The organism is Gelria sp. Kuro-4 (assembly GCF_019668485.1).
Taxonomy (GTDB): Bacteria; Bacillota; DTU030; order DUMP01; family DUMP01; genus DUMP01.
In genome coordinates, this window is the sequence record NZ_AP024619.1 from 1014220 (window position 1) to 1031911 (window position 17692).

The window sequence follows — 17692 nt, forward strand, 5'->3', positions numbered from 1 at the left end:
ACATAGTACGTTGCCATTGCTTTCGTCCCCCTGCCGTCGCACCCGGCCTCCAAGCCGGGTGAGGATTGAAACAGCACCCTATCTCGTAAGGCCGGCGGCACTGTGCGTCGCACCCGGCCTCCAAGCCGGGTGAGGATTGAAACCTACGTCCTTGGTATCCTCTGGGCTTGGCGCTTCGCCCGTCGCACCCGGCCACCAAGCCGGGTGAGGATTGAAACTCCGGATATGGTTCCACTCAAGACTCAAGAAGTTGCGTCGCACCCGGCCACCAAGCCGGGTGAGGATTGAAACGCCATACTCTGCCCTACCTGACCAGCGATGTCCCGTCGCACCCGGCCACCAAGCCGGGTGAGGATTGAAACGGCGCCGCCGGTGGTTCCTGCCACGCCACGCCCAGGTCGCACCCGGCCACCAAGCCGGGTGAGGATTGAAACCTGCCGGATCACATGATAGTCCTGCCCTCTGACCGTCGCACCCGGCCACCAAGCCAGGTGAGGATTGAAACCGTGATGGTGGTAAGTGGTGGGCAGAGACTAAGGTGTCGCACCCGGCCACCAAGCCGGGTGAGGATTGAAACGTTGCTCCAGCTGGCACCCTTGATGGACACATGGCCAGTCGCACCCGGCCACCAAGCCGGGTGAGGATTGAAACGCCGTCGAGGGAGTGAGAACCGCCGACAAGCTCAGTCGCACCCGGCCACCAAGCCGGGTGAGGGTTGAAACTCACCGAAGTAAGGGCAACAAAACGCGCACGTTTTCGTCGCACCCGGCCTCCAAGCCGGGTGAGGGTTGAAACCACTCCCCAACTTCTCTCGCTAGCGCTGCAAAGTCGTCGCACCCGGCCTCCAAGCCGGGTGAGGGTTGAAACAACTCAGCCACGGGCACCACGCTCCCCTCCTCGGGTCGTCGCACCCGGCCACCAAGCCGGGTGAGGGTTGAAACCTGTTAGCGTACGGCCTGTTATTCGCGGGAAGGAGGTCGCACCCGGCCACCAAGCCGGGTGAGGGATTGAAACTAGCAAACTGCACAACGGCTGCTGCAGCCTGCCAGTCGGACCCGGCCACCAAGCCGGGTGAGGATTGAAACCGGCCCGAGAACGCGAAATCTGAACCGATACCCGTCGCACCCGGCCACCAAGCCGGGTGAGGATTGAAACGTGAACGGCAAACTGGTAATCAAAGACAGGCCGCGTCGCACCCGGCCACCAAGCCAGGTGAGGATTGAAACGGAAGCACAACCGTAACCTTTACCTTCTCATCACCGTCGCACCCGGCTTCCAAGCCGGGTGGGAATTGAAACGCCCTGCCGGCAACGACGATGAACTCATCGCCGCCGTCGCACCCGGCATCCAAGCCAGGTGAAGATTGAAACAAGGTAAGGATTGCAACAGGCGGGTTGGCATGTCATAATTACAATAAAACGCATCTCTTTTCAGTAGTCTGGGAGCGATTCAGGGCTGCATTACGCTAGGAGAAGAATGAAACGCGAGCAGCAAAGGATAAGATTGACAAGGTCTTACCGACATTTTTTAGAGCACCTGCAAATCGGGAATTGATAAGCAGGTGAGGATTGAAACGTTATACTAGTTAACTATTGCAGCGGTTATTGCGGGTAGCGTGCCACTCCGCCTTTCTTTTTTGCTTGGAGAGTTTGCGGCTGGATACTAATCGAGTCTAACCATGATGGTTCAGTTGCTCGACCTCTGGGATGAACAGCTAAGAGTTGGAAGTGATGTCTACCGCCAGCAGTGCCGAGGTGGCAGCGTGTACGGGTCAAGGGGCGGGCTTGCCCGCTTGTGCCGACGGCGAGCACATCTGTCTCAGCACGGTGCCGATCTTTGCCGCTCTCAGCCGGGCCGAACTGCAGCAGGTGAACGACCTGCTGCTGACGAAGAAGGAGTTCAAAAAGGGAGAGCTCCTATTTAAGCGCAGGGAGCTGGAGAACCGGCTCTGCATTGTGCGCACGGCCGTGTGAAGCTCTACACGCTTTCGGCGGAGGGGTGCCAACAGACGGTGCGGATCTTAGAGCACGGAGATATGCCGCCAGACCCTGCGCAACATCAAAAAAAGTGTTGCCTTCGCTGTACTGGTGGTGCTGCTCCTGGTGGGCGGGGTCATCGGACAGGCGGTAGTACTGGGTTTCGGCATGTTGGTCCACGAGGCCAGCGTGCTCCTCGTGATCCTCAAACGCTATGCGGCTGCTGAACTACCGGGAAGGTTTGAAGTAGATAGACGCAGCCTGATCAAAAATATCGCGTAAAGTCAACACCGTCTGTAGATGGCGGGGTGAGTTTGTTATAGTGAAGCAAGAGAAAGCGGCACAGTCTCCAATTGTGACGACTACGTTCAACCAGCTTTTCCGGGCACTGTTTCCGGTGAGGGCTCAACACACCTTGAGACTGAACAGCCTGTCTGATGCCTTTATAATCATCGCCGAACCTTATCGGTGGGACGGTATGAAACCTCTTCTTGCGAATGCTCCAGGCCGCAACGGAGCTTAATGGCTGCCGGATACTCTTTTCGACTGCCCCCTGGCGCCAGAAGTGGAATCGCCGAGAAGGTATGAAATCTCTAGCGTTCCAGACCCGTTCGACGAGAACTCGAGGCCGCCTGCGGGAGATGGAACGCGCCAGCTGGCCAAGATCCGTTTGGGTCCGATTACCCTCACGTTGATACGTTCGTACCGTTCGGAGAGGATCTGCTGGCGCCACGGATACGGAACCTCCTCCTCTATTTTGCGGGGCGTTACGTGAACTGGGTTTTATCGGCAACATCAAGATTGACCTGGTGCGCGGTGCCAAAGGCAGTGTTCCCGTAAAGCGTGAAGCCAACACGCTCTGCCTCGTAACCGAGGAAGGGAAACGCTTCCTACCCGTGGAAGAATCAGTGAGATCCACGTCCGGAAAGCTTGACTTGAACAAACGGTTCCTGGAACTCTTCACGGAAAAAAGGGCCGGCTGGGACAATATGTATTAAAAGGTGACCCCGCTATGCTGCAGGTGGCACTCGATTGCGGTATCGGCGCTAGGAACAGCCAGGGCTTTGGATGCTGGAGCCGATTTAGCCCTTGTCGTCGATCCTCAGTAGTGTCAAGAACCGTGGAGATCGACACCAGCACAAACCACAGAGTCACGGCCTTTTCCCAAGCAGACTGACTCAAAAGAGCCAAGAAGGCGTAAGGAAAAGGCCAGCATTTTCAGCCCCGTGACGGGTTCTAAGCCTACCTACGAGGGATGGAAACAAATCACATCATACCCAAACTTCCGAGACTGGGAAGTTCTAAGCCTACCTACGAGGGATGGAAACACTCGACCTCGGCCTTCCTCGTAGCGGCCAGCTCGCTGTTCTAAGCCTACCTACGAGGGATGGAAACCCGTAAACATGGTACGGTTCCCACGCCCTGGATTCGTTCTAAGCCTACCTACGAGGGATGGAAACAATGCTCGCTGGTGGCTTCAGGTGTTGGCAGCAACCGTTCTAAGCCTACCTACGAGGGATGGAAACACCCAAAAGCCAACGCCGCACCATCCACCGCACGGAGGATTCTTTTCCCATTTCGGCACCATGGTTTTTCAGGGGACTCTAGTTAAGGAGGTGCACAATGCCACCCCGTCGGCGTGATGATATCAGTCGTGCCCTGCACAGCCCGGACAAATCTTGCAGGAAGGTTACTTGCTGGAGGAGACACAGGCTCAGTAGTAAAGCCTCTGGATAAAAGAAGTTTTCAGCTCGAGCCAACGATGCGTAAAGATTTATAAGCTAAGCGGGAGGAAGAGCGGCTTTCCATGAAGAATGGCAGTGCGCAGCGTTTAACCGAGGCGGCCATCCGCGAACTGGCAGATGAGCGTAGCTTTGAGCGCGGGTGGGATTATTACAAGGATGGGGCCGTCCAGGAGCCGGCACGCCGCAGAAACGAGCTTTACGGATTGTGTTACGGATCGAGAGATGAGCCTTACAGGGTGAAAGTTGTTCTGGAGGACAGCGGTATTCGTGAGGCCTACTGTACCTGCCCCCGCGGCGGGTTCTGCAAGCATATCGTGGCCTTGTTACTCACGTACGTTCATGAACCCGAGGCTTTTTCTGGCTTGGATGAGCTGGAGGCCATGCTGGCTCGCTTGAGTAAAGAAGAACTCGTGAGGCTAATAATCGATCTGGTTCAGTGCGACACCTCTCTCTTGGCAGCGGTGAGGCGGGCGGTCTCTTTGTCTGCCGACGAGGTGGACGCGGCCATGCTGCGCCGGGAGGTGCAGCGAATTTTGCGCTACAGGGATCCCTACGACATGGAAGAGGGTTTGCAGGACTTGCTGGCGATGGCCGAAAGCCTGGCGGCTAAAGGAGAGTGGGTGGGAGCAGGTTTGGTTTATAAAGAGCTGCTGGCCGTCCTGGCCGCCTGTTACGAAACTAATCTGCGCAGCATGGACGATGATGGGATCCTGGCTGCCCTGGCGGGGGACTGCGTGGAAGGTTTAAGCGAATGCTTGAGGAAAAGCTGCGTTGATACGGGCACGAGGCAGGCGTGGCTGGCTGCTCTCTTGGAGGCCGAACTGGCCGATATCGCGGTCGGCGGGGTGGACTTCGGCGAAGGCGCTTTCGAGGTAATTCTGGATCTCGCTACTCCCGAGGAGTGGCCTCCCCTGGAGGAGCGGGTGCGCGCGCTTATTCTCCAAAGCGACGGTTGGGCCAGAGATAATCTGGTGGCTCTCTTGGTAAAGTGGAACGAAAAACACGGCCGGCACGAGGAGGCCCGGCGAGTGATCCGCGAGCTGGGCACCCCGAAGCAGATAATGTCGTGAGAGGACAAGCCTGGGTTGTTGGTAGATGCTAATGGATACCAGAAGCTTAAAGCAGGAAGAGATCACAGGAGGTGTGATCTATGACTCGAGTTATAGTAAACCAAACGAATACAAGAAAGGAGGGGATGCTTCATGTCCGCACCGTTAGTGCGCTTAACCAGCAAAGGACAGATCACTATTCCTCAAAGGGTCAGAGAAAACTTGGGCCTGAAGGCGGGCGATTATTTGACCGTCAGGTTAATGGCGATGGGCTACGTTTAAAAAAAGTTCGGCTGGTGAAGCCCTTGAGTAAAGAAGACCCCATCTGGAAATTAGTTGGTGCCGGAGATTCCGGTCTTAAAGATGTTGCCGCCAAACATGATCACTACCTGGCTGAAGGTAAATGTAGTTCTAGCGTTCGATAATCATTTTACGCCCTCTTACCTTCCGATCGCGGGAAAAAGTCGCGGGCGGTGTTTGCAGCTTTGTGACTGGGTGTTGACTCCTGCGGTGGAATAATGTACCATAAAATTGGACTTATAAACTCATGGGAAACGGAGCCGTAGAATGAAGTTAGTGGGATTGATTATTTTACAGGGGCTCCTGGAAATGACGGGAACGGTGGGCTTGTCTCTCGTGCTTGCGCGTACGCAGTTCTCCTGGAAAAAAGCCTTTCTTGTCGGGTCAGGGTTGTTTGTTGTCCTGCAGATTGTCCGGCACCTACCTCTGTTCTTTGGGCTACATACACTAATCGGGTTGCTGATATCCACCGTGTACCTAATCCGATGTGAGAAGGTTTCAGTTGCTAGAAGCTTCATGGCGGCCTTTCTAAGCCTCTTCTTCCTTGGTTTACTGGAGTTCGCTTTCAATGAGTTGTTTCTTTCCGTTCTTCACATTAGCGGTGAGGTTGTGGTGACGAACCCGATAAGATGGGCACTAATAGGCCTTCCTCAGGGAATTGTGATGATATTGTCAGCTTGGGGCGCAAGCAGGGTGATGAAGCCGTATTCGAGGGAAAAAGATGAGTTATCTCGGCTTAAGTAGGCGAATCGCCGGATACTTGTCAACACGGACGGCTACACGCGTTTCGGAAGATGTTCTTGCCTACGCGGTCGAAGTTGTGTTATTAAACACGGCTAACGTACTGGTAACAGTCTTCCTTGGCCTCTGGGCCAGGGCACTTCCCGAAACACTTGTTGTCATGGCAACAGTGGCTGCCGTTAGGACTTTTGCAGGTGGAGCACACAGTGCCTCACGTGTTCGGTGTACGATGGTAACAGGTTCGGTATTCCCTTTGTTAGCCATAGCTTCTATAGCAGTTTCAGGGTTGAATCCCGCACTACCGATGGGTCTACTAACTGCTGCCTTTATTCTTGGGATTGTAGCGATGGTTACATTTGCACCGGTGGACTGTCCGGCAGCACCGATTATCTCACAAGCAAGGAGAAAGCGCCTTAAGAATGGTTCGGTTTTTATGGTCACACTTCTTACAGGACTTGCTCTAGTACTGGCAAACCGTACTCTTGGAGTCGCAATAAGCCTGGGCATCCTCTGGAGTGCGTTCGTCCTCACTCCCGCTGGGCATAAGCTATTTCAATTCATTGATTCTCTTGGTATTTGGTGGAGAGGAGGTGAAAAGAAGTGAGAAAACTTATGAACTGGCTTCTAAGGGTTGCCGTCGTAGGCCTTGCTCTTGTCGCCAACGCAGCTTCGGCATCCGCCTGTTACTTGGGGCATTACCAGCCGGAGGTTCCCGAGACGTTGCGGAAGTAGTCCCGGTCTTAGCAGCAAAGAGGTGGCGGTAACCCACCTCTTTGCCTTTTGGGGTGATGATGGTGAGCCCAGAGCTGGAACGGAAAAAACGTATTCATAATCACATAATGGCCATGCACCTGGGGTGCACGTTTGTTCTTATGGGCACAGTGTTTCGGTACTTGGATCTGAAACCCCAGGATGCGCATCCGACCTTCATCCTTTACTTTCTTGGCTTGTCCTCCCTTTTTCTCGTCGAAATCTTTATTCTCCGCGATTATGATGAATCCCGCCTGGGCGAGCGCGTGCGGGGGCTCTTGTATACGCTTTTCCCTACTGTAGTAGCTGCGCTGGTTCTCTTCATCACCGGGGACCACGTGCCTTATGCTAAAGTGGTTCTCCTGCTGCCGGTGCTCACGGCCGGTTCGCTGGCGGGGCGGGGGGCGGCGTATGGTACGGGAACCTTTGCCGGCTTGGCCCTCTTGGGTTATGATGTGTGGCGGGGGACGCCGCCGGCTGCGGCCGCGAATACCAACTTCGTGCTCCTTGCTATTATCGCCCTTGTGGCCTGGTACGCCGGCGGCCTGTCCGAGCTGGAGGAGAACCACCGCCAGAAGCTGACCCACCTGATGTACACCGACGACCTCACCGGCGTGTATAACCAGCGTTACCTGTACGAGCGCCTGACGGCGTTGGACAGGGAGGCGTCTGCTTTGCGGCCCCTGTCGCTCGTCTTTATCGACGTGGACAACTTTAAGTACTGCAACGATGTCTTCGGGCACCAGCAGGGGGACAGGGTACTGGCCGCTATCGGCGGCATCCTGCAGGGCGCGCTGGAGCCGCCGGCCTTTGCGGCGCGCTACGGGGGCGAGGAGTTCGTAGCGGTTTTGCCCGGCTACAGTACGGAGAAGGCTGCCAAGGTGGCGGAAAAGATCCGACGGCAGGTGGAGGAGCATCCTTTTTTTACGGAGGCGAAGCAGGAGGAAGTGGCCATTACCGTCTCCTGCGGCGTGGCTTCGCTGCCTACGCATGCCCCAAATTACAAGGAGCTCATCAAGCGGGCCGACCACGCGCTCTATGAAGCCAAGTCCCTCAAAAAGAACCGGGTGTGTGTCTACTCCGGCGTGTTTGAGGACCTATTGGGCGCTGCGGAAGAAAAAGAGAAAGAGCTGATAAACTCCGTTCAGACGCTGGTTTCCGTGATCAATGCGAAGGACCAGTATACGTACGGCCATTCGCTGCGCGTCCTCCGGTACGCGAGCGACCTGGCGAAGCGCCTGCACCTGGGCACGGAGGAGGCCAGGTTGCTGCGCTGCGCCGCCTTTCTCCATGATGTGGGGAAGCTTGAAATAGACCGGTACCTCTTGAACAAGGTGGAGGCGCTCACCGAGCAGGACCTCTGCACGCTGCGGCAGCACCCGCGCTGGGGGAGCGAGATAGTGGGCTCCATACCGGCGCTGCGGGAGATAGCGGGGGTTATCCTTTACCATCACGAGAACTACGACGGTTCGGGCTACCCGGCGAAGCTCAGGGGCGCGGGCATTCCCCTGCCGGCGCGGATAATCCGGGTGGCGGACAGCTACGACGCCATGACCACCGACCGCCCCTACCGGAAAGCCATGTCTCCACAGAAAGCGCTGGAGGAGATCCGGCATTACGCAGGTACCTGGTACGACCCACAGGTGGTCGAGGCCTTCCGCAGCCTGCTGGTGGGCGGAAAAGGCGGCGCAACCCTCAAACCATCGCAGAGTGCCGGCGGCGAGAAATCGGCTACGGCAGGGATCTGAATTTTGGGAACATAATAGGTAAAAAGACGAAAGACCGGGGACAACCCCGGGTTCACTACTTGTCATGCCATGTGAACACGGCATTCCAATAAGGCTTGTCCAAGATGGGCGCTTGCAGGCACCGGAAAAAGGGTCATTCAGTCCACGGCCGGCCCGTGCCAAAACTCGGCCTCAGTTACTTTGAGCTGGTATTTGAGAATCGCCTGCCACTGACCTGGTGGGATCTCCTTGTGCAAGGCGTGGCTTACTCTAGTCCGCAATACGGTGCCGTCGGCCAGGACCTTCTGATAATAAAAGTGGTCTGTATTCCGCACCAAGACCCAACCGTGGGTTTCTAAGTAACGCTTCAGATCGCGGAATCTAGGCGGCATTTTCAACCTCAATAAGGCTACGGATTTCTTCGTCGGAGTTGCAGAGCAGCACCCGCAGCAGGTAGGGGAAATGGTGGCGCCGGTTGGGGGCATGGAAGAAGAGCGCCGACTGCGCAAAGAAGTCCCGAGCGTAGGCTTTCAGTTCGGTGACCAGCTCATCGACGGCCTTATCGCGGGTAGGTCCATTGACCACCAGTTCGAGGACGGGCATAACTAGAGTGACTGAGCTGTCCGGTTCCTGCACTTCCTGTGCCTGCAAAGGGTAGGCGCGCAGGGTATCCTGCACCAGGTCGCGGCGCAGCATAAGAACCTCTTCGTCCCGCCGGCGCTTGATGAGGATGGGGTTGTACTCCCTGTAAGCTTGGTCGTACAGGCTGGAGAAGTTGTTCCGGGCAGCAGTAAGGTTAAGCTCCGGTAGCATTGACATTCCTCCCACCTCCATTCTAATCCATTCTCGGCATTCTGTACAGAGTGGCGTTCTTAGGATATGCCGAACAGCGGAGACTATTTCCTTTGGTGCTACTTGGGTAGGAAGGATTTAGCTTGGCGAGGGTGAATAAATACAGAGTGCTATGGCCCGGGGTGCGCCCGGGTTTAGTTTTACGGGGAGGGGAAGGACATCAGCATAAGTGGTGTGGCGCGGGGGCAGGGCATGCAAGGGTGCGCAGTTGAGGAACAAGGGGTGGGTGCGGGTCAGAACGGCATGCTGCTCATCCGCACAGTAGCACTTCTGGCGCTGGGCGCGCTCCTTATGTATGCGGACCGGACTACGCTCTACCCCATGCTGAAGGTAATTGGCGAGGGTTTCGGCCTTTCCGGGACGGCTACCGGGGCGATAACCAGCACTTATTTCTTTCTTTACGTGGCCATGCAGGTGCCGGCCGGGCTCCTAGGCGACCGGCTGGGGCTGAAGCGCGTGCTGGCCGGGTTCTTCGCTTTGGGGGGAGTTGCGCTCCTTTTGCTCGGCCTTTTGGCGCGGAGCTACGCACTCTTGGTGCTCCTTGTGGGGCTGCACGGGGTGGGCATGGGAGCCGTGTACCCCACGTCTTACGGCATCAACATCGGCACGGTGCCGAAGGAGCGGCGGGGCCTGGCCTCGGCGGTGATCAACTCCGGGATGTCGGTGGGCACGGCGCTGGGGCTTGCCTTTTCCGGCCCCCTTTACCTCTGGTCCGGAAACTTCCGGCTGCCCTTCCTGGTGCCGGCGGTGCCCACGCTTATCGCGCCGGTGCTCTTTTGGCGCGGCCTGCCGGAGGTGCGAAAGGCCAGGCCCAGGGGCGCAGCAGGGAACGCCGGGTTTTCTTTGGGGCAGATCCTGCGCGATAGGGACCTCTGGGCGCTGAACCTGGCGGCCTTTTGCTCGGGCTACGGCTTCTGGGTGGCCCTCACCTGGGGCCCGAGCTTCTTCGCCACGGAGCGGGGCCTGAGCATCGCCGGCGCGGGGGCGCTCACGGCCCTGCCGGCCGTCTCGGCCATACCGGCGGCGCTCTATGTAGGCCGGCTGTCGGACAGGGTGGGGCGGCGGCGACTGACGCTTCTACTCTATCCGCTGGCGGCGCTCGCCATTTTCGCCCTGGCGTACGTGCGCTCGCTGCCGGCCCTGATTACGCTCCTTATCATCTACGGGCTTATCGGCCGCACGGTCTCGGACACCATCGTGATCTCCTGGTTCGGGGACCATGCCTCCCGCAAGGTGCCGCAGGCGCTGGGCGCCGCGGTGGGGGTGTTCAACCTCATCGGCATGTCATCGGCCATTGTAGCGCCCCTCGTGAGCGGGGTGGTGAAGGACCTCACCGGGAGCCTTACCGGAGCATTTTACCTGGGAGCGGTAGTGGTGCTGGTGGGCATGGGATTTGGAGCTCTGGCTGAAGAGGCCTGATGCCAAACCCCAAGGCTCACGCGCCGTCGACCTCATTGCCGGCCACCAATAAGTAGGTTTTTTCATGCCCTTTTAATCTAAGCGGGGTATCCTATATGAGAAGGATTCGTCGTATTTCGTTCCAGGAGGTTTTCCCTGTGCGGCGTCTGCGGACCTGGCTGGCTGTTCTAACTGGAAAAGTGACGTTGGCCCTCTGCCTACTGCTGAGCCGCTTTCGGACCGGGTGGGGCGGCACCTCGCTCCCCGGCCTGGCGGCCAGAAAAGTAGACCCAAGCATCCTCGGTCACCTCAGGAGCTGCTGTCAGCAGGTGGTGCTCATCACCGGTACCAACGGCAAAACCACTACCACCGCCCTGTTGGCAGGACTGCTTCGAGCAGATAGGGAGGTTGAGGTTGTCACCAATGGCGAGGGCGCTAACATGCTGGCCGGAATCACCACTGCTCTCCTTAAGACCCAGCCTTTGCTGTTGGCCCGGCGTGGGCGGCAGACAGGGTACTGCCGACGTGTTGCCGTGCTGGAGGTGGACGAGGGGAGCCTCGAGGCGCTAAGTAACGAGATAGGACCTGTGGATGTGGTGCTAGTGACCAACCTTTTCCGCGACCAACTCGACCGTTACACCGAGGTGGCTGTCTTAGCCAACCACATGGCGCGCGGCCTTAAAGCCTGGCCGGACGCTCAATTGGTGCTCAACGCGGATGACCCAATGGTGGCCAGCTTTGCGGTGGGGCGCAGCAGGGTCGTGTACTACGGCGTTGCTGGGGCAGCCGGAGGCAGTAGTGTTGCCGCGTCAGGCGGTGAACAGGAGGCCAACGATACGGTACTATGTCCCCACTGCCAACGTCCACTCAGCTTTACCCAGCGCAACTACAGCCACTTGGGTTATTTTCGCTGCCCTGGCTGTGGGTTCGCCCGGCCACCAGCGCAGTACGAAGCCGAGCTCCTTAAACCAACAACTGCGGGAGCCGGCACCAGCTTTAGGCTGCGCCTGCCAGGAGAGCGGGAGATCACCCTGCAGGCTCATCTTCCTGGTTTGTACAATGTTTACAACATGACGGCCGCCTTGGCGACCGCGGCCGAGCTCGGCCTGCCGCTTGAAGGGGCATTGCCCAAGCGACTGGCGCGTTTTGCGGGTCCACCCGGCCGAGCGGAAAGGTTCCACTGGCCGGCGGTAGGCAAGGAAGCGACGTTGGTATTAGTGAAAAACCCGGCTGGACTAAGCCAGGCGCTGCGCACAGTGTTAGCCGGTGGGAAGGGAAACACGCCTCCCGCTACCCTGGTGCTGGCAATCAACGACCTAGCGGCCGATGGACGCGATGTTTCCTGGCTGTGGGATGTGGATTTCAGCGCGCTGGCCGTTGCCGGGAACACCTCCGTTGTTTGCAGCGGCCGGCGGGCCGGCGACCTAGCTGTTTGCCTCAAGTACCACGGGGTGGCGCCCGAGCGGCTGTGTGTGCTTCCCGACCTAGAGGAAAGCGTGCGCGTAGGGCTCAAAGGTACGGGACGTCACTTTGCCGTTCTTTGCACCTACACGAATCTGGCTGCCTATCGCCGCATTCTGCTGCGCCAAGGAGGCATAAGCAGTGAAACTGCGAATCGCCCACCTTTACCCCGGGCTTCTTAACCTTTACGGTGACCGGGGAAACATCCTGGTCCTGACGCAGCGCGCCAAGTGGCGGGATCTCGATGTAGAAGTAGACGAGCTCTCCTTAGGTGATGTTTTACCTGCCGGTGCGTACGATCTTCTTTTTCTCGGTGGAGGCCCCGACCAAGAGCAGTCAATTGTCGGGCAGGATTTGCAGCAAAAGGCTGCCGCACTGCTAGAGTCTGTGGAGGATGGGGCGGTGCTCCTCAGCATCTGTGGCGGTTACCAACTCCTCGGCCAGTACTATCGGACGCGTGCGGGGGAGGAAATACCGGGAATCGGTTTATTTTCTGTTTATACTGAGGCTGGTACCCGCCGCCTGGAGGGTAACATTGCCGTTAGCGTGCCCTTCCTTCAGGCGGCCTGTCCAGTGATTGGGTTTGAGAACCACTCAGGACAGACTTTCTTTCTGAGTGATACGGCAAGCAGAGGGGAGGAGACCACCCTTCCCTTGGGCCACGTTTTGTTCGGCTTTGGCAACAACGCATCAGAGGGGTTGGAAGGCGCCCGCTACAAAAACGCCTTTGGGACGTACCTGCACGGGCCGCTTCTGGCCAAGAATCCCCACCTTGCGGACTACCTTTTGACTTTGGCCCTGGCGCGCCGGTATGGCCCGGTGCGTCTGGCACCGCTCACCGATACGTTGGAGTACCAGGCCAATAGTGCGGTTTACCAGCGGTACCGCCCCGGCTGGTGGGCGCGCCTGCTGAGACAACGGCGGGGACCGAGGCCGACGCTCCTCGACCGGCGACACTAAGTGGACAGATTTTCTCAACAGAATCTTAATGCGCTTCGTGTACAATAGCCCCATCAGGGATGGTGCCTTGTGCGTCTCTTAGTGGTGGAATATGAGTCGGGCCTGGCCCAGGTATCGTTCGGCGGGTTAAGGAAAGCAGGCTACGCGGTAGACCTGGCGGGCGATGGCGGGGAAGCGTTGGGCGAAGCTATCGGCCAAAAGCGGAACTTTTTAATTGGTTATTTTAGGAATTTCTAACTAGGCAATTTCAAGTTAGAAACCTTCTGAGATAGTGTCAAGAATTAGTAGGCGGGGTTTCTTAAGAGTACGTGCAAATACTGATTTATCGAAAGAATGGCAGGAAATGAATCGCTTATGCGCGAAACATATATAAGGTAATCCGAGGTGATAAGCTGAAGCTAAGATCTAACACGCTACAGGCCGGATGCGTTATCGTGGTCGTTTCCGGGCAGCCATGCAGGTCTTACTCATCTTTATTTGTCTAAACGTCAAGTGAATTTATTGAAAAAGGGCAATTTTGAATGCAGAGGTGGAAGACCATGGTACTGAACATTTACGGCTATCCTGCGGTTAATCCTTTTTCCTTTTGGACCGGTCTTTTAGGCACTCAGGCTTCAAACCCGCTGAGCAGTGCAGTCCAGGCCATTGCTCTTGAGCGGCTTCTTGCGTCTCAAGCTATCGCCCAACGGCAAGCGCTGCTTATCCAAACGTTAACCGGGCTTCAAAGTTATGGGCAGCAGCTGTATACGGCCGCTAACGCGCTTACTCTTAATAATGTAAACAACGTTTTCGCGCAGCGAGCAACTACCTCTTCGGCACCAGATATACTCACGGCTCAGGCCCTTCCCAATGCTACAATTACCTCCTACCAGATAACGATTACGCAACTGGCGGTCGCCCAGCAGAACGTTGGCACAGCGTTGACCAGTACCAGTACTACGGCAGTTACCCCAGGAACGAACACCTTCACGCTCACAGTAGGCGGGACCACTTACAACCTTTCCGTGAACATCCTCAGCACTGATACTAACCAGACTGCACTAGGAAAGATTGCCAATGTAATCAACGCGGCCAACGCTGGGGTAACCGCCAAGGTGATTAACGACACAACTGCCGGCACCTCGCGACTTCAGATCATGGCCAACAAAACCGGTACGGCCAGCGCCTTCACTCTGGCCGATGTTACCGGAAACGTAGTTACTGCCACCGGGGCGAATACGGTTAACACTATGGCAGCCAACGCGCAGTACACCGTAAACGGTATAAGCTATACCTCCCAATCGAATACGGTGTTGCTTGATCAGGGGCGCCTTACCGTAAACTTTTTTAAAACAAGCACGGCTCAGGTCACCCTTACGGTCGGGCCGGATACCCAGGCCATCAGCGGTGCGGTGAATAACTTAGTCAATGCCTACAACTCACTTAAAAGTTATGCTACTCTGAACGCAGGCTTCCTGGTCCCCCGGATCGGCCAGAGCCTAACTAATGCTTATGAGTTGAAAGCTCCTGAGCTTAACGCCCTGGGTATTACCCGCAACTCCAACGGAACTCTGACCGTGGACCAGAGTAGACTTACCATGGCGGTCAGCCAGAGCCTCGGAGCAGTAAAATCTGCCTTTGGAGGGGCGGACGGTTTTGCAGTTAACCTGGCACTTCTAGGCCAGGAAATCACCACCAGTCCGCTCTGGAATTTTGCGGCACCGCAGGCTTACCAAACGGTTTTCTTTCCCAGGATTTATTCCTACCTGTTGACCCTGAACCAGAGCCGGTTTACCGCAGCGATCCTCCCAACCGGAACTCTAGTAAACCTTCTTGTATGAAAAGGCAGGTGTTCAGTAAACAGGAAAGAGTATATGATCCGGGACTGGTCCGCCAGCTTCCTTCATTCAGCCATATACTTTTTCAGTCCGACAGCGGCGGAAGGCTTCTGCGGGCAGAGGGATTCCAGCTTGGCAGAGGATGACCGCGCTGAAGGGAGAGCTATAGGTTGACCCGGCGGTATTCGCCTGCACGCCCCGACAAGGCGAGAGAAGATTATTGAAGAAAACCCTAACAAATAGGGGAAAGAAATGCCGTATTATTTATAAAGGAGTCCCTACCAAAGGTAAACCCGGCGAAAGCTGGGGGCGCAAAGCCATGGGGCCTAAAGCGGTTAATCCGCTACGGCAGCCCGGCTGCTGGGGAGGCAAAACGAGACTGTCCCCCGGCGGCCAGCAGTCCGTGGAAAAAGAAGGGGGTGGGAGCTTGCGGCCGGGGGTGTTTTTTGGTTAGCTTTTGGTGTGTTTTAATACGTCAATTTTATCCAACAGGAGGGAACAGAGATGAACAAGCAAACCAGGCTGTTCTTGGTTATGTTGATTGTGGCAGCCTTTCTCTTTGGGACAATAAAAGTGGCGTTCAGCATGGAGAGAAGGTGGCGCGGTGGTGCGGGTGATGCTGCGAAGGTATTCCAGGAGAACTCCGTTGCGGCGGACGTATACCAGCATGGAGAGAAGGACGACTTTAAGGACAAGACCCGCACACACGACGAAGGCGACGAACTGCAGGTAGGGATGGAGCAGGGGTCCGAGTGGGGGATCGCCGAGGGAGAAGACGGAGAATTTGAAGACGGCGAATTTGGAGACGGAGAGGTTGGAGACGGAGAGGTTGGAGACGGGGAATTTACTGAATCGGGAGCAAAAGGCCTCGCGAAGCGCATCGCCGAACTGGAAAAGAAGCTGGCGGAAGATCCTAACAACACGAAACTGCTTTGGAAGCTGGTGGTGGCCTACCGCAATGCTGCAGAGTACGATAAGGCCATCGCGGTGCTCAGGGAACTGCAGAAGCAATTGCCACACCCCACGGCGAAAGTTACAGTGCTGCTAGCCCAGTGCCTCAGGGCCAAGGGCGACCGCGAGGCAGCGCTCGCCGAACTAGGAAAGCTGCTTGAATCGCCCGCGACCGTGCCAGGTGCTGTGTACGCCTACGAAGGCATTCTGAAAGAGGAGCTCGGCAAGGTAGAGGAAGCGACGGAGGACATGGAGAATGCCATCACTACCGAACCGAAAGCTGAGGACCTGTACAAGAAAGTCGGCGAACTCTACAAGAAAGCGGACAAGAAAGGTATCAAGGTGTTCGTGAAGGGCAGAAAACTCTCTAGTGACGCTGAACCCTTTGTCGAGAATGGCCGCACCATGGTACCGGTCCGGGCTATCGCGCAGGCCCTGGGGCTGAAGGTAGACTACGACGGCAAGAAAGACGTGGTCGTCATCTCGAACCCCGACAGCAGTAAGACACTGGTCCTTTACCTGGGTCGCGCCGAGGCGATGGTTGACGGGCAGAAGATGGCCCTCGACATGCCTGCCCGGGTGGTCCCGCCGGGGCGGATGGTCGTCCCGCTCCGTTTTGTGAGCGAAAACCTGGGTGCGGACGTTAAGTGGTTCGAGGAGGGGCAGGTGGTGGCGGTCAACGAGCAGTAGGAGCTGACATAGAGCCCGGCGTCCGGTCGGAGGATGTCAGACTTTTAGCTAGCAGTCGAATCGACCTAACGCTAATCGAAAGAATAAAAACATAGACATTCCTTATTGGTTCCCCCCAACCTAATCCTGAAAGGAAATGAGACTGGCGAAGCGCTACGCATAGACCGCCAAACGCTGCGTTGGCATGTACGTGCCTTCCCGGCGTTTTAGTCCTTAGGGCGATACCTCCCCGGCCCTGGCGGCTTCTCCTTAAGCTCCGTCAGAAATCCTGCGAAGAACCAGTCCCGGGGGTAGAACTGGGGGCAGGAAAAGAGAAGTAACCTGTGCAAAAATACCAGAGTAAAAATACAAAAGGAGCGGGTGCGATGCTCGTTTTGGTAACGGGTGGGGCAGCCGGTTGTCTGCCGTACCCCCGCCATAAACGGTATTCCTGCCGGCACTGCCTCACGGCGCCTCCGGCTGAGATTATCGTACACCACCACCTCGTAGCCCGCCTGCACCAGGCGCCGCGCCGCATGGCTTCCAATACGGCTCGCGCCGCGCCAGAGACCCAACGCCACCTCCCCTACTCATGCCCTGGCATTCTCTAAAAGGTGTGTCAAAGATGGGCGTTTCGTCCCGCCGGCGCTTGATGAGGATGTGGTTGTACTCCCTGTAAGCTTGGTCACACGGGCTGGTTATGGACGGCAGAGGTGTCTGCTTGGGTCAAAAGGATTTCGCCCGACGAGGGCGAAATGGATAGGTGATACCAGGGCCCGGGGTGTGCCTGGGTTTAGTGGCGCCGCGCGTGAGCAGAAGGGGGAAAGTGCCATGCCCAAGCGAGTGCTGAAGGACGAACAAACCATCACTGCGCTCCTGGAACGGACCCCGGTGGGGGTGCTGGCCACGTGCGCGGGGGACCAGCCGTGGGCGGTGCCGATGAACTTCGTGTACGACGCGGCGGCCCGGCGGGTGTACCTGCACGCGGCGCCCACGGGGCGCAAACTGGCGAACATCCAGGCCAATCCCAAGGTGCGCTTTCTGGTCTATGTACCGGGGAAGCTGGTGCGGGGGGAGACGCCCTGCCGCTTCGGCCAGCGCTACCAGAGCGTGATCCTTGCCGGGCGTGCGCGGGTGGTGAGCGACCCGGCGGAAAAGCAAACGGCCCTCAGCCGGCTGGTGGCCAAGTTTGCTGAAGGCCGGGAGCTCGGCCCGATTCCTGCGGCCGAGCTCGAGCGCGTGGCGGTGCTGGCGATAGACGTGGAGGAAATCAGCGGAAAAGAGAACGTGGACTGA

20 protein-coding genes, 1 CRISPR repeat array and 1 riboswitch are annotated in these 17692 nt (G+C 57.2%); of the genes, 17 read left to right on the plus strand and 3 right to left on the minus strand.

Going from position 1 to position 17692, the window contains the following annotated elements; genetic code table 11:
* Nucleotides 1-1219 precede the first annotated feature (1219 nt).
* The 10 genes from K5554_RS05070 to K5554_RS05115 all read left to right on the plus strand — a co-directional run bounded on the left by K5554_RS05070 (nt 1220) and on the right by K5554_RS05115 (nt 8309).
* The gene (locus K5554_RS05070; protein ID WP_221040055.1) at nt 1220-1360 is read left to right on the plus strand and encodes a hypothetical protein; all 141 of its coding nucleotides are present in this window, start codon (nt 1220-1222) and stop codon (nt 1358-1360) included.
* Nucleotides 1361-1730: 370 nt separating this feature from the next.
* Complete coding sequence (locus tag K5554_RS05075; RefSeq protein WP_221040056.1) at nt 1731-1973, plus strand: hypothetical protein; 243 nt, start codon at nt 1731-1733, stop codon at nt 1971-1973.
* 129 nt (nt 1974-2102) lie between these two features.
* The gene (locus tag K5554_RS05080) at nt 2103-2258 is read left to right on the plus strand and encodes a hypothetical protein (RefSeq protein WP_221040057.1); all 156 of its coding nucleotides are present in this window, start codon (nt 2103-2105) and stop codon (nt 2256-2258) included.
* A 697-nt stretch (nt 2259-2955) separates the two neighbouring features.
* Complete coding sequence (locus K5554_RS05085; protein WP_221040522.1) at nt 2956-3153, plus strand: CRISPR-associated endoribonuclease Cas6; 198 nt, start codon at nt 2956-2958, stop codon at nt 3151-3153.
* A 56-nt stretch (nt 3154-3209) separates the two neighbouring features.
* Nucleotides 3210-3503: direct repeats of the CRISPR family, unit length 31 nt; unit sequence GTTCTAAGCCTACCTACGAGGGATGGAAACA.
* A 280-nt stretch (nt 3504-3783) separates the two neighbouring features.
* Nucleotides 3784-4791, plus strand: a complete 1008-nt coding sequence (locus K5554_RS05090) for an SWIM zinc finger domain-containing protein (protein ID WP_221040058.1) — start codon at nt 3784-3786, stop codon at nt 4789-4791.
* Nucleotides 4792-4923: 132 nt separating this feature from the next.
* Nucleotides 4924-5052 (plus strand): AbrB/MazE/SpoVT family DNA-binding domain-containing protein, encoded by a 129-nt coding sequence (locus tag K5554_RS14390; RefSeq protein ID WP_255565519.1) that lies wholly within the window; start codon nt 4924-4926, stop codon nt 5050-5052.
* Between the two features lie 285 nt (nt 5053-5337).
* Entirely contained in the window at nt 5338-5814 is a 477-nt protein-coding gene (locus K5554_RS05100; RefSeq protein WP_221040059.1) for a hypothetical protein, read from the plus strand.
* Nucleotides 5792-6415 carry an accessory gene regulator ArgB-like protein gene (locus tag K5554_RS05105; RefSeq protein ID WP_221040060.1) on the plus strand — a complete coding sequence of 208 codons (624 nt, stop codon included), beginning with the start codon at nt 5792-5794 and terminating at the stop codon, nt 6413-6415. The genes K5554_RS05100 and K5554_RS05105 overlap by 23 nt, the downstream gene beginning before the upstream one ends.
* 8 nt (nt 6416-6423) lie before the next feature.
* Nucleotides 6424-6543, plus strand: coding sequence for a cyclic lactone autoinducer peptide (locus K5554_RS14680; protein ID WP_370636965.1), 120 nt, complete (start codon nt 6424-6426; stop codon nt 6541-6543).
* A 62-nt stretch (nt 6544-6605) separates the two neighbouring features.
* Entirely contained in the window at nt 6606-8309 is a 1704-nt protein-coding gene (locus tag K5554_RS05115; RefSeq protein WP_221040062.1) for a diguanylate cyclase, read from the plus strand.
* Between the two features lie 137 nt (nt 8310-8446).
* On the opposite strand, the gene K5554_RS05120 is transcribed toward K5554_RS05115, so the two are convergent.
* Both K5554_RS05120 and K5554_RS05125 read right to left on the minus strand, forming a co-directional pair.
* On the minus strand, nt 8447-8773 hold the full coding sequence (locus K5554_RS05120) for a type II toxin-antitoxin system HicA family toxin (protein ID WP_370636952.1): 327 nt from the start codon (nt 8771-8773) through the stop codon (nt 8447-8449).
* Entirely contained in the window at nt 8670-9101 is a 432-nt protein-coding gene (locus K5554_RS05125; protein ID WP_221040064.1) for an exoribonuclease R, read from the minus strand. Before K5554_RS05125 ends, K5554_RS05120 begins: the two co-directional genes overlap by 104 nt.
* 231 nt (nt 9102-9332) lie before the next feature.
* Between K5554_RS05125 and K5554_RS05130 the strand changes: the two genes are divergently transcribed.
* The 6 genes from K5554_RS05130 (at nt 9333) to K5554_RS05155 (ending at nt 16417) form a co-directional block, all read left to right on the plus strand.
* The gene (locus K5554_RS05130; RefSeq protein ID WP_221040065.1) at nt 9333-10559 is read left to right on the plus strand and encodes an MFS transporter; all 1227 of its coding nucleotides are present in this window, start codon (nt 9333-9335) and stop codon (nt 10557-10559) included.
* Between the two features lie 137 nt (nt 10560-10696).
* The gene (locus tag K5554_RS05135; protein ID WP_221040066.1) at nt 10697-12181 is read left to right on the plus strand and encodes a Mur ligase family protein; all 1485 of its coding nucleotides are present in this window, start codon (nt 10697-10699) and stop codon (nt 12179-12181) included.
* Nucleotides 12141-12959: a type 1 glutamine amidotransferase gene (locus K5554_RS05140; RefSeq protein WP_221040067.1), complete on the plus strand. Its 819-nt coding sequence runs from the start codon at nt 12141-12143 to the stop codon at nt 12957-12959. The genes K5554_RS05135 and K5554_RS05140 overlap by 41 nt, the downstream gene beginning before the upstream one ends.
* 69 nt (nt 12960-13028) lie before the next feature.
* Nucleotides 13029-13196 (plus strand): hypothetical protein, encoded by a 168-nt coding sequence (locus K5554_RS05145; RefSeq protein WP_221040068.1) that lies wholly within the window; start codon nt 13029-13031, stop codon nt 13194-13196.
* A gap of 302 nt (nt 13197-13498) precedes the next feature.
* Nucleotides 13499-14779 (plus strand): flagellar filament capping protein FliD, encoded by a 1281-nt coding sequence (gene fliD / locus K5554_RS05150; protein WP_221040069.1) that lies wholly within the window; start codon nt 13499-13501, stop codon nt 14777-14779.
* A gap of 273 nt (nt 14780-15052) precedes the next feature.
* Nucleotides 15053-15141, plus strand: a riboswitch (cyclic di-GMP riboswitch).
* A gap of 139 nt (nt 15142-15280) precedes the next feature.
* Nucleotides 15281-16417 (plus strand): stalk domain-containing protein, encoded by a 1137-nt coding sequence (locus K5554_RS05155; RefSeq protein WP_221040070.1) that lies wholly within the window; start codon nt 15281-15283, stop codon nt 16415-16417.
* Between the two features lie 206 nt (nt 16418-16623).
* Here the strand turns inward: K5554_RS05155 and K5554_RS05160 are convergent, their stop codons facing one another.
* Complete coding sequence (locus tag K5554_RS05160; protein WP_221040071.1) at nt 16624-16971, minus strand: hypothetical protein; 348 nt, start codon at nt 16969-16971, stop codon at nt 16624-16626.
* A gap of 256 nt (nt 16972-17227) precedes the next feature.
* Between K5554_RS05160 and K5554_RS05165 the strand changes: the two genes are divergently transcribed.
* Nucleotides 17228-17692: a pyridoxamine 5'-phosphate oxidase family protein gene (locus tag K5554_RS05165; RefSeq protein WP_221040072.1), complete on the plus strand. Its 465-nt coding sequence runs from the start codon at nt 17228-17230 to the stop codon at nt 17690-17692.

Bases quoted from the DNA above. Each gene is read 5' to 3' on its own strand.
- K5554_RS05075 (WP_221040056.1), top strand. From the start codon at position 1,731: ATGTCTACCGCCAGCAGTGCCGAGGTGGCAGCGTGTACGGGTCAAGGG.
- K5554_RS05090 (WP_221040058.1), top strand. From the start codon at position 3,784: ATGAAGAATGGCAGTGCGCAGCGTTTAACCGAGGCGGCCATCCGCGAA.
- K5554_RS14390 (WP_255565519.1), top strand. From the start codon at position 4,924: ATGTCCGCACCGTTAGTGCGCTTAACCAGCAAAGGACAGATCACTATT.
- K5554_RS05100 (WP_221040059.1), top strand. From the start codon at position 5,338: ATGAAGTTAGTGGGATTGATTATTTTACAGGGGCTCCTGGAAATGACG.
- K5554_RS05105 (WP_221040060.1), top strand. From the start codon at position 5,792: ATGAGTTATCTCGGCTTAAGTAGGCGAATCGCCGGATACTTGTCAACA.
- K5554_RS14680 (WP_370636965.1), top strand. From the start codon at position 6,424: ATGAACTGGCTTCTAAGGGTTGCCGTCGTAGGCCTTGCTCTTGTCGCC.
- K5554_RS05120 (WP_370636952.1), bottom strand. From the start codon at position 8,773: ATGCCCCCAACCGGCGCCACCATTTCCCCTACCTGCTGCGGGTGCTGC.
- K5554_RS05125 (WP_221040064.1), bottom strand. From the start codon at position 9,101: ATGCTACCGGAGCTTAACCTTACTGCTGCCCGGAACAACTTCTCCAGC.
- K5554_RS05130 (WP_221040065.1), top strand. From the start codon at position 9,333: ATGCAAGGGTGCGCAGTTGAGGAACAAGGGGTGGGTGCGGGTCAGAAC.
- fliD (WP_221040069.1), top strand. From the start codon at position 13,499: ATGGTACTGAACATTTACGGCTATCCTGCGGTTAATCCTTTTTCCTTT.
- K5554_RS05155 (WP_221040070.1), top strand. From the start codon at position 15,281: ATGAACAAGCAAACCAGGCTGTTCTTGGTTATGTTGATTGTGGCAGCC.
- K5554_RS05165 (WP_221040072.1), top strand. From the start codon at position 17,228: ATGCCCAAGCGAGTGCTGAAGGACGAACAAACCATCACTGCGCTCCTG.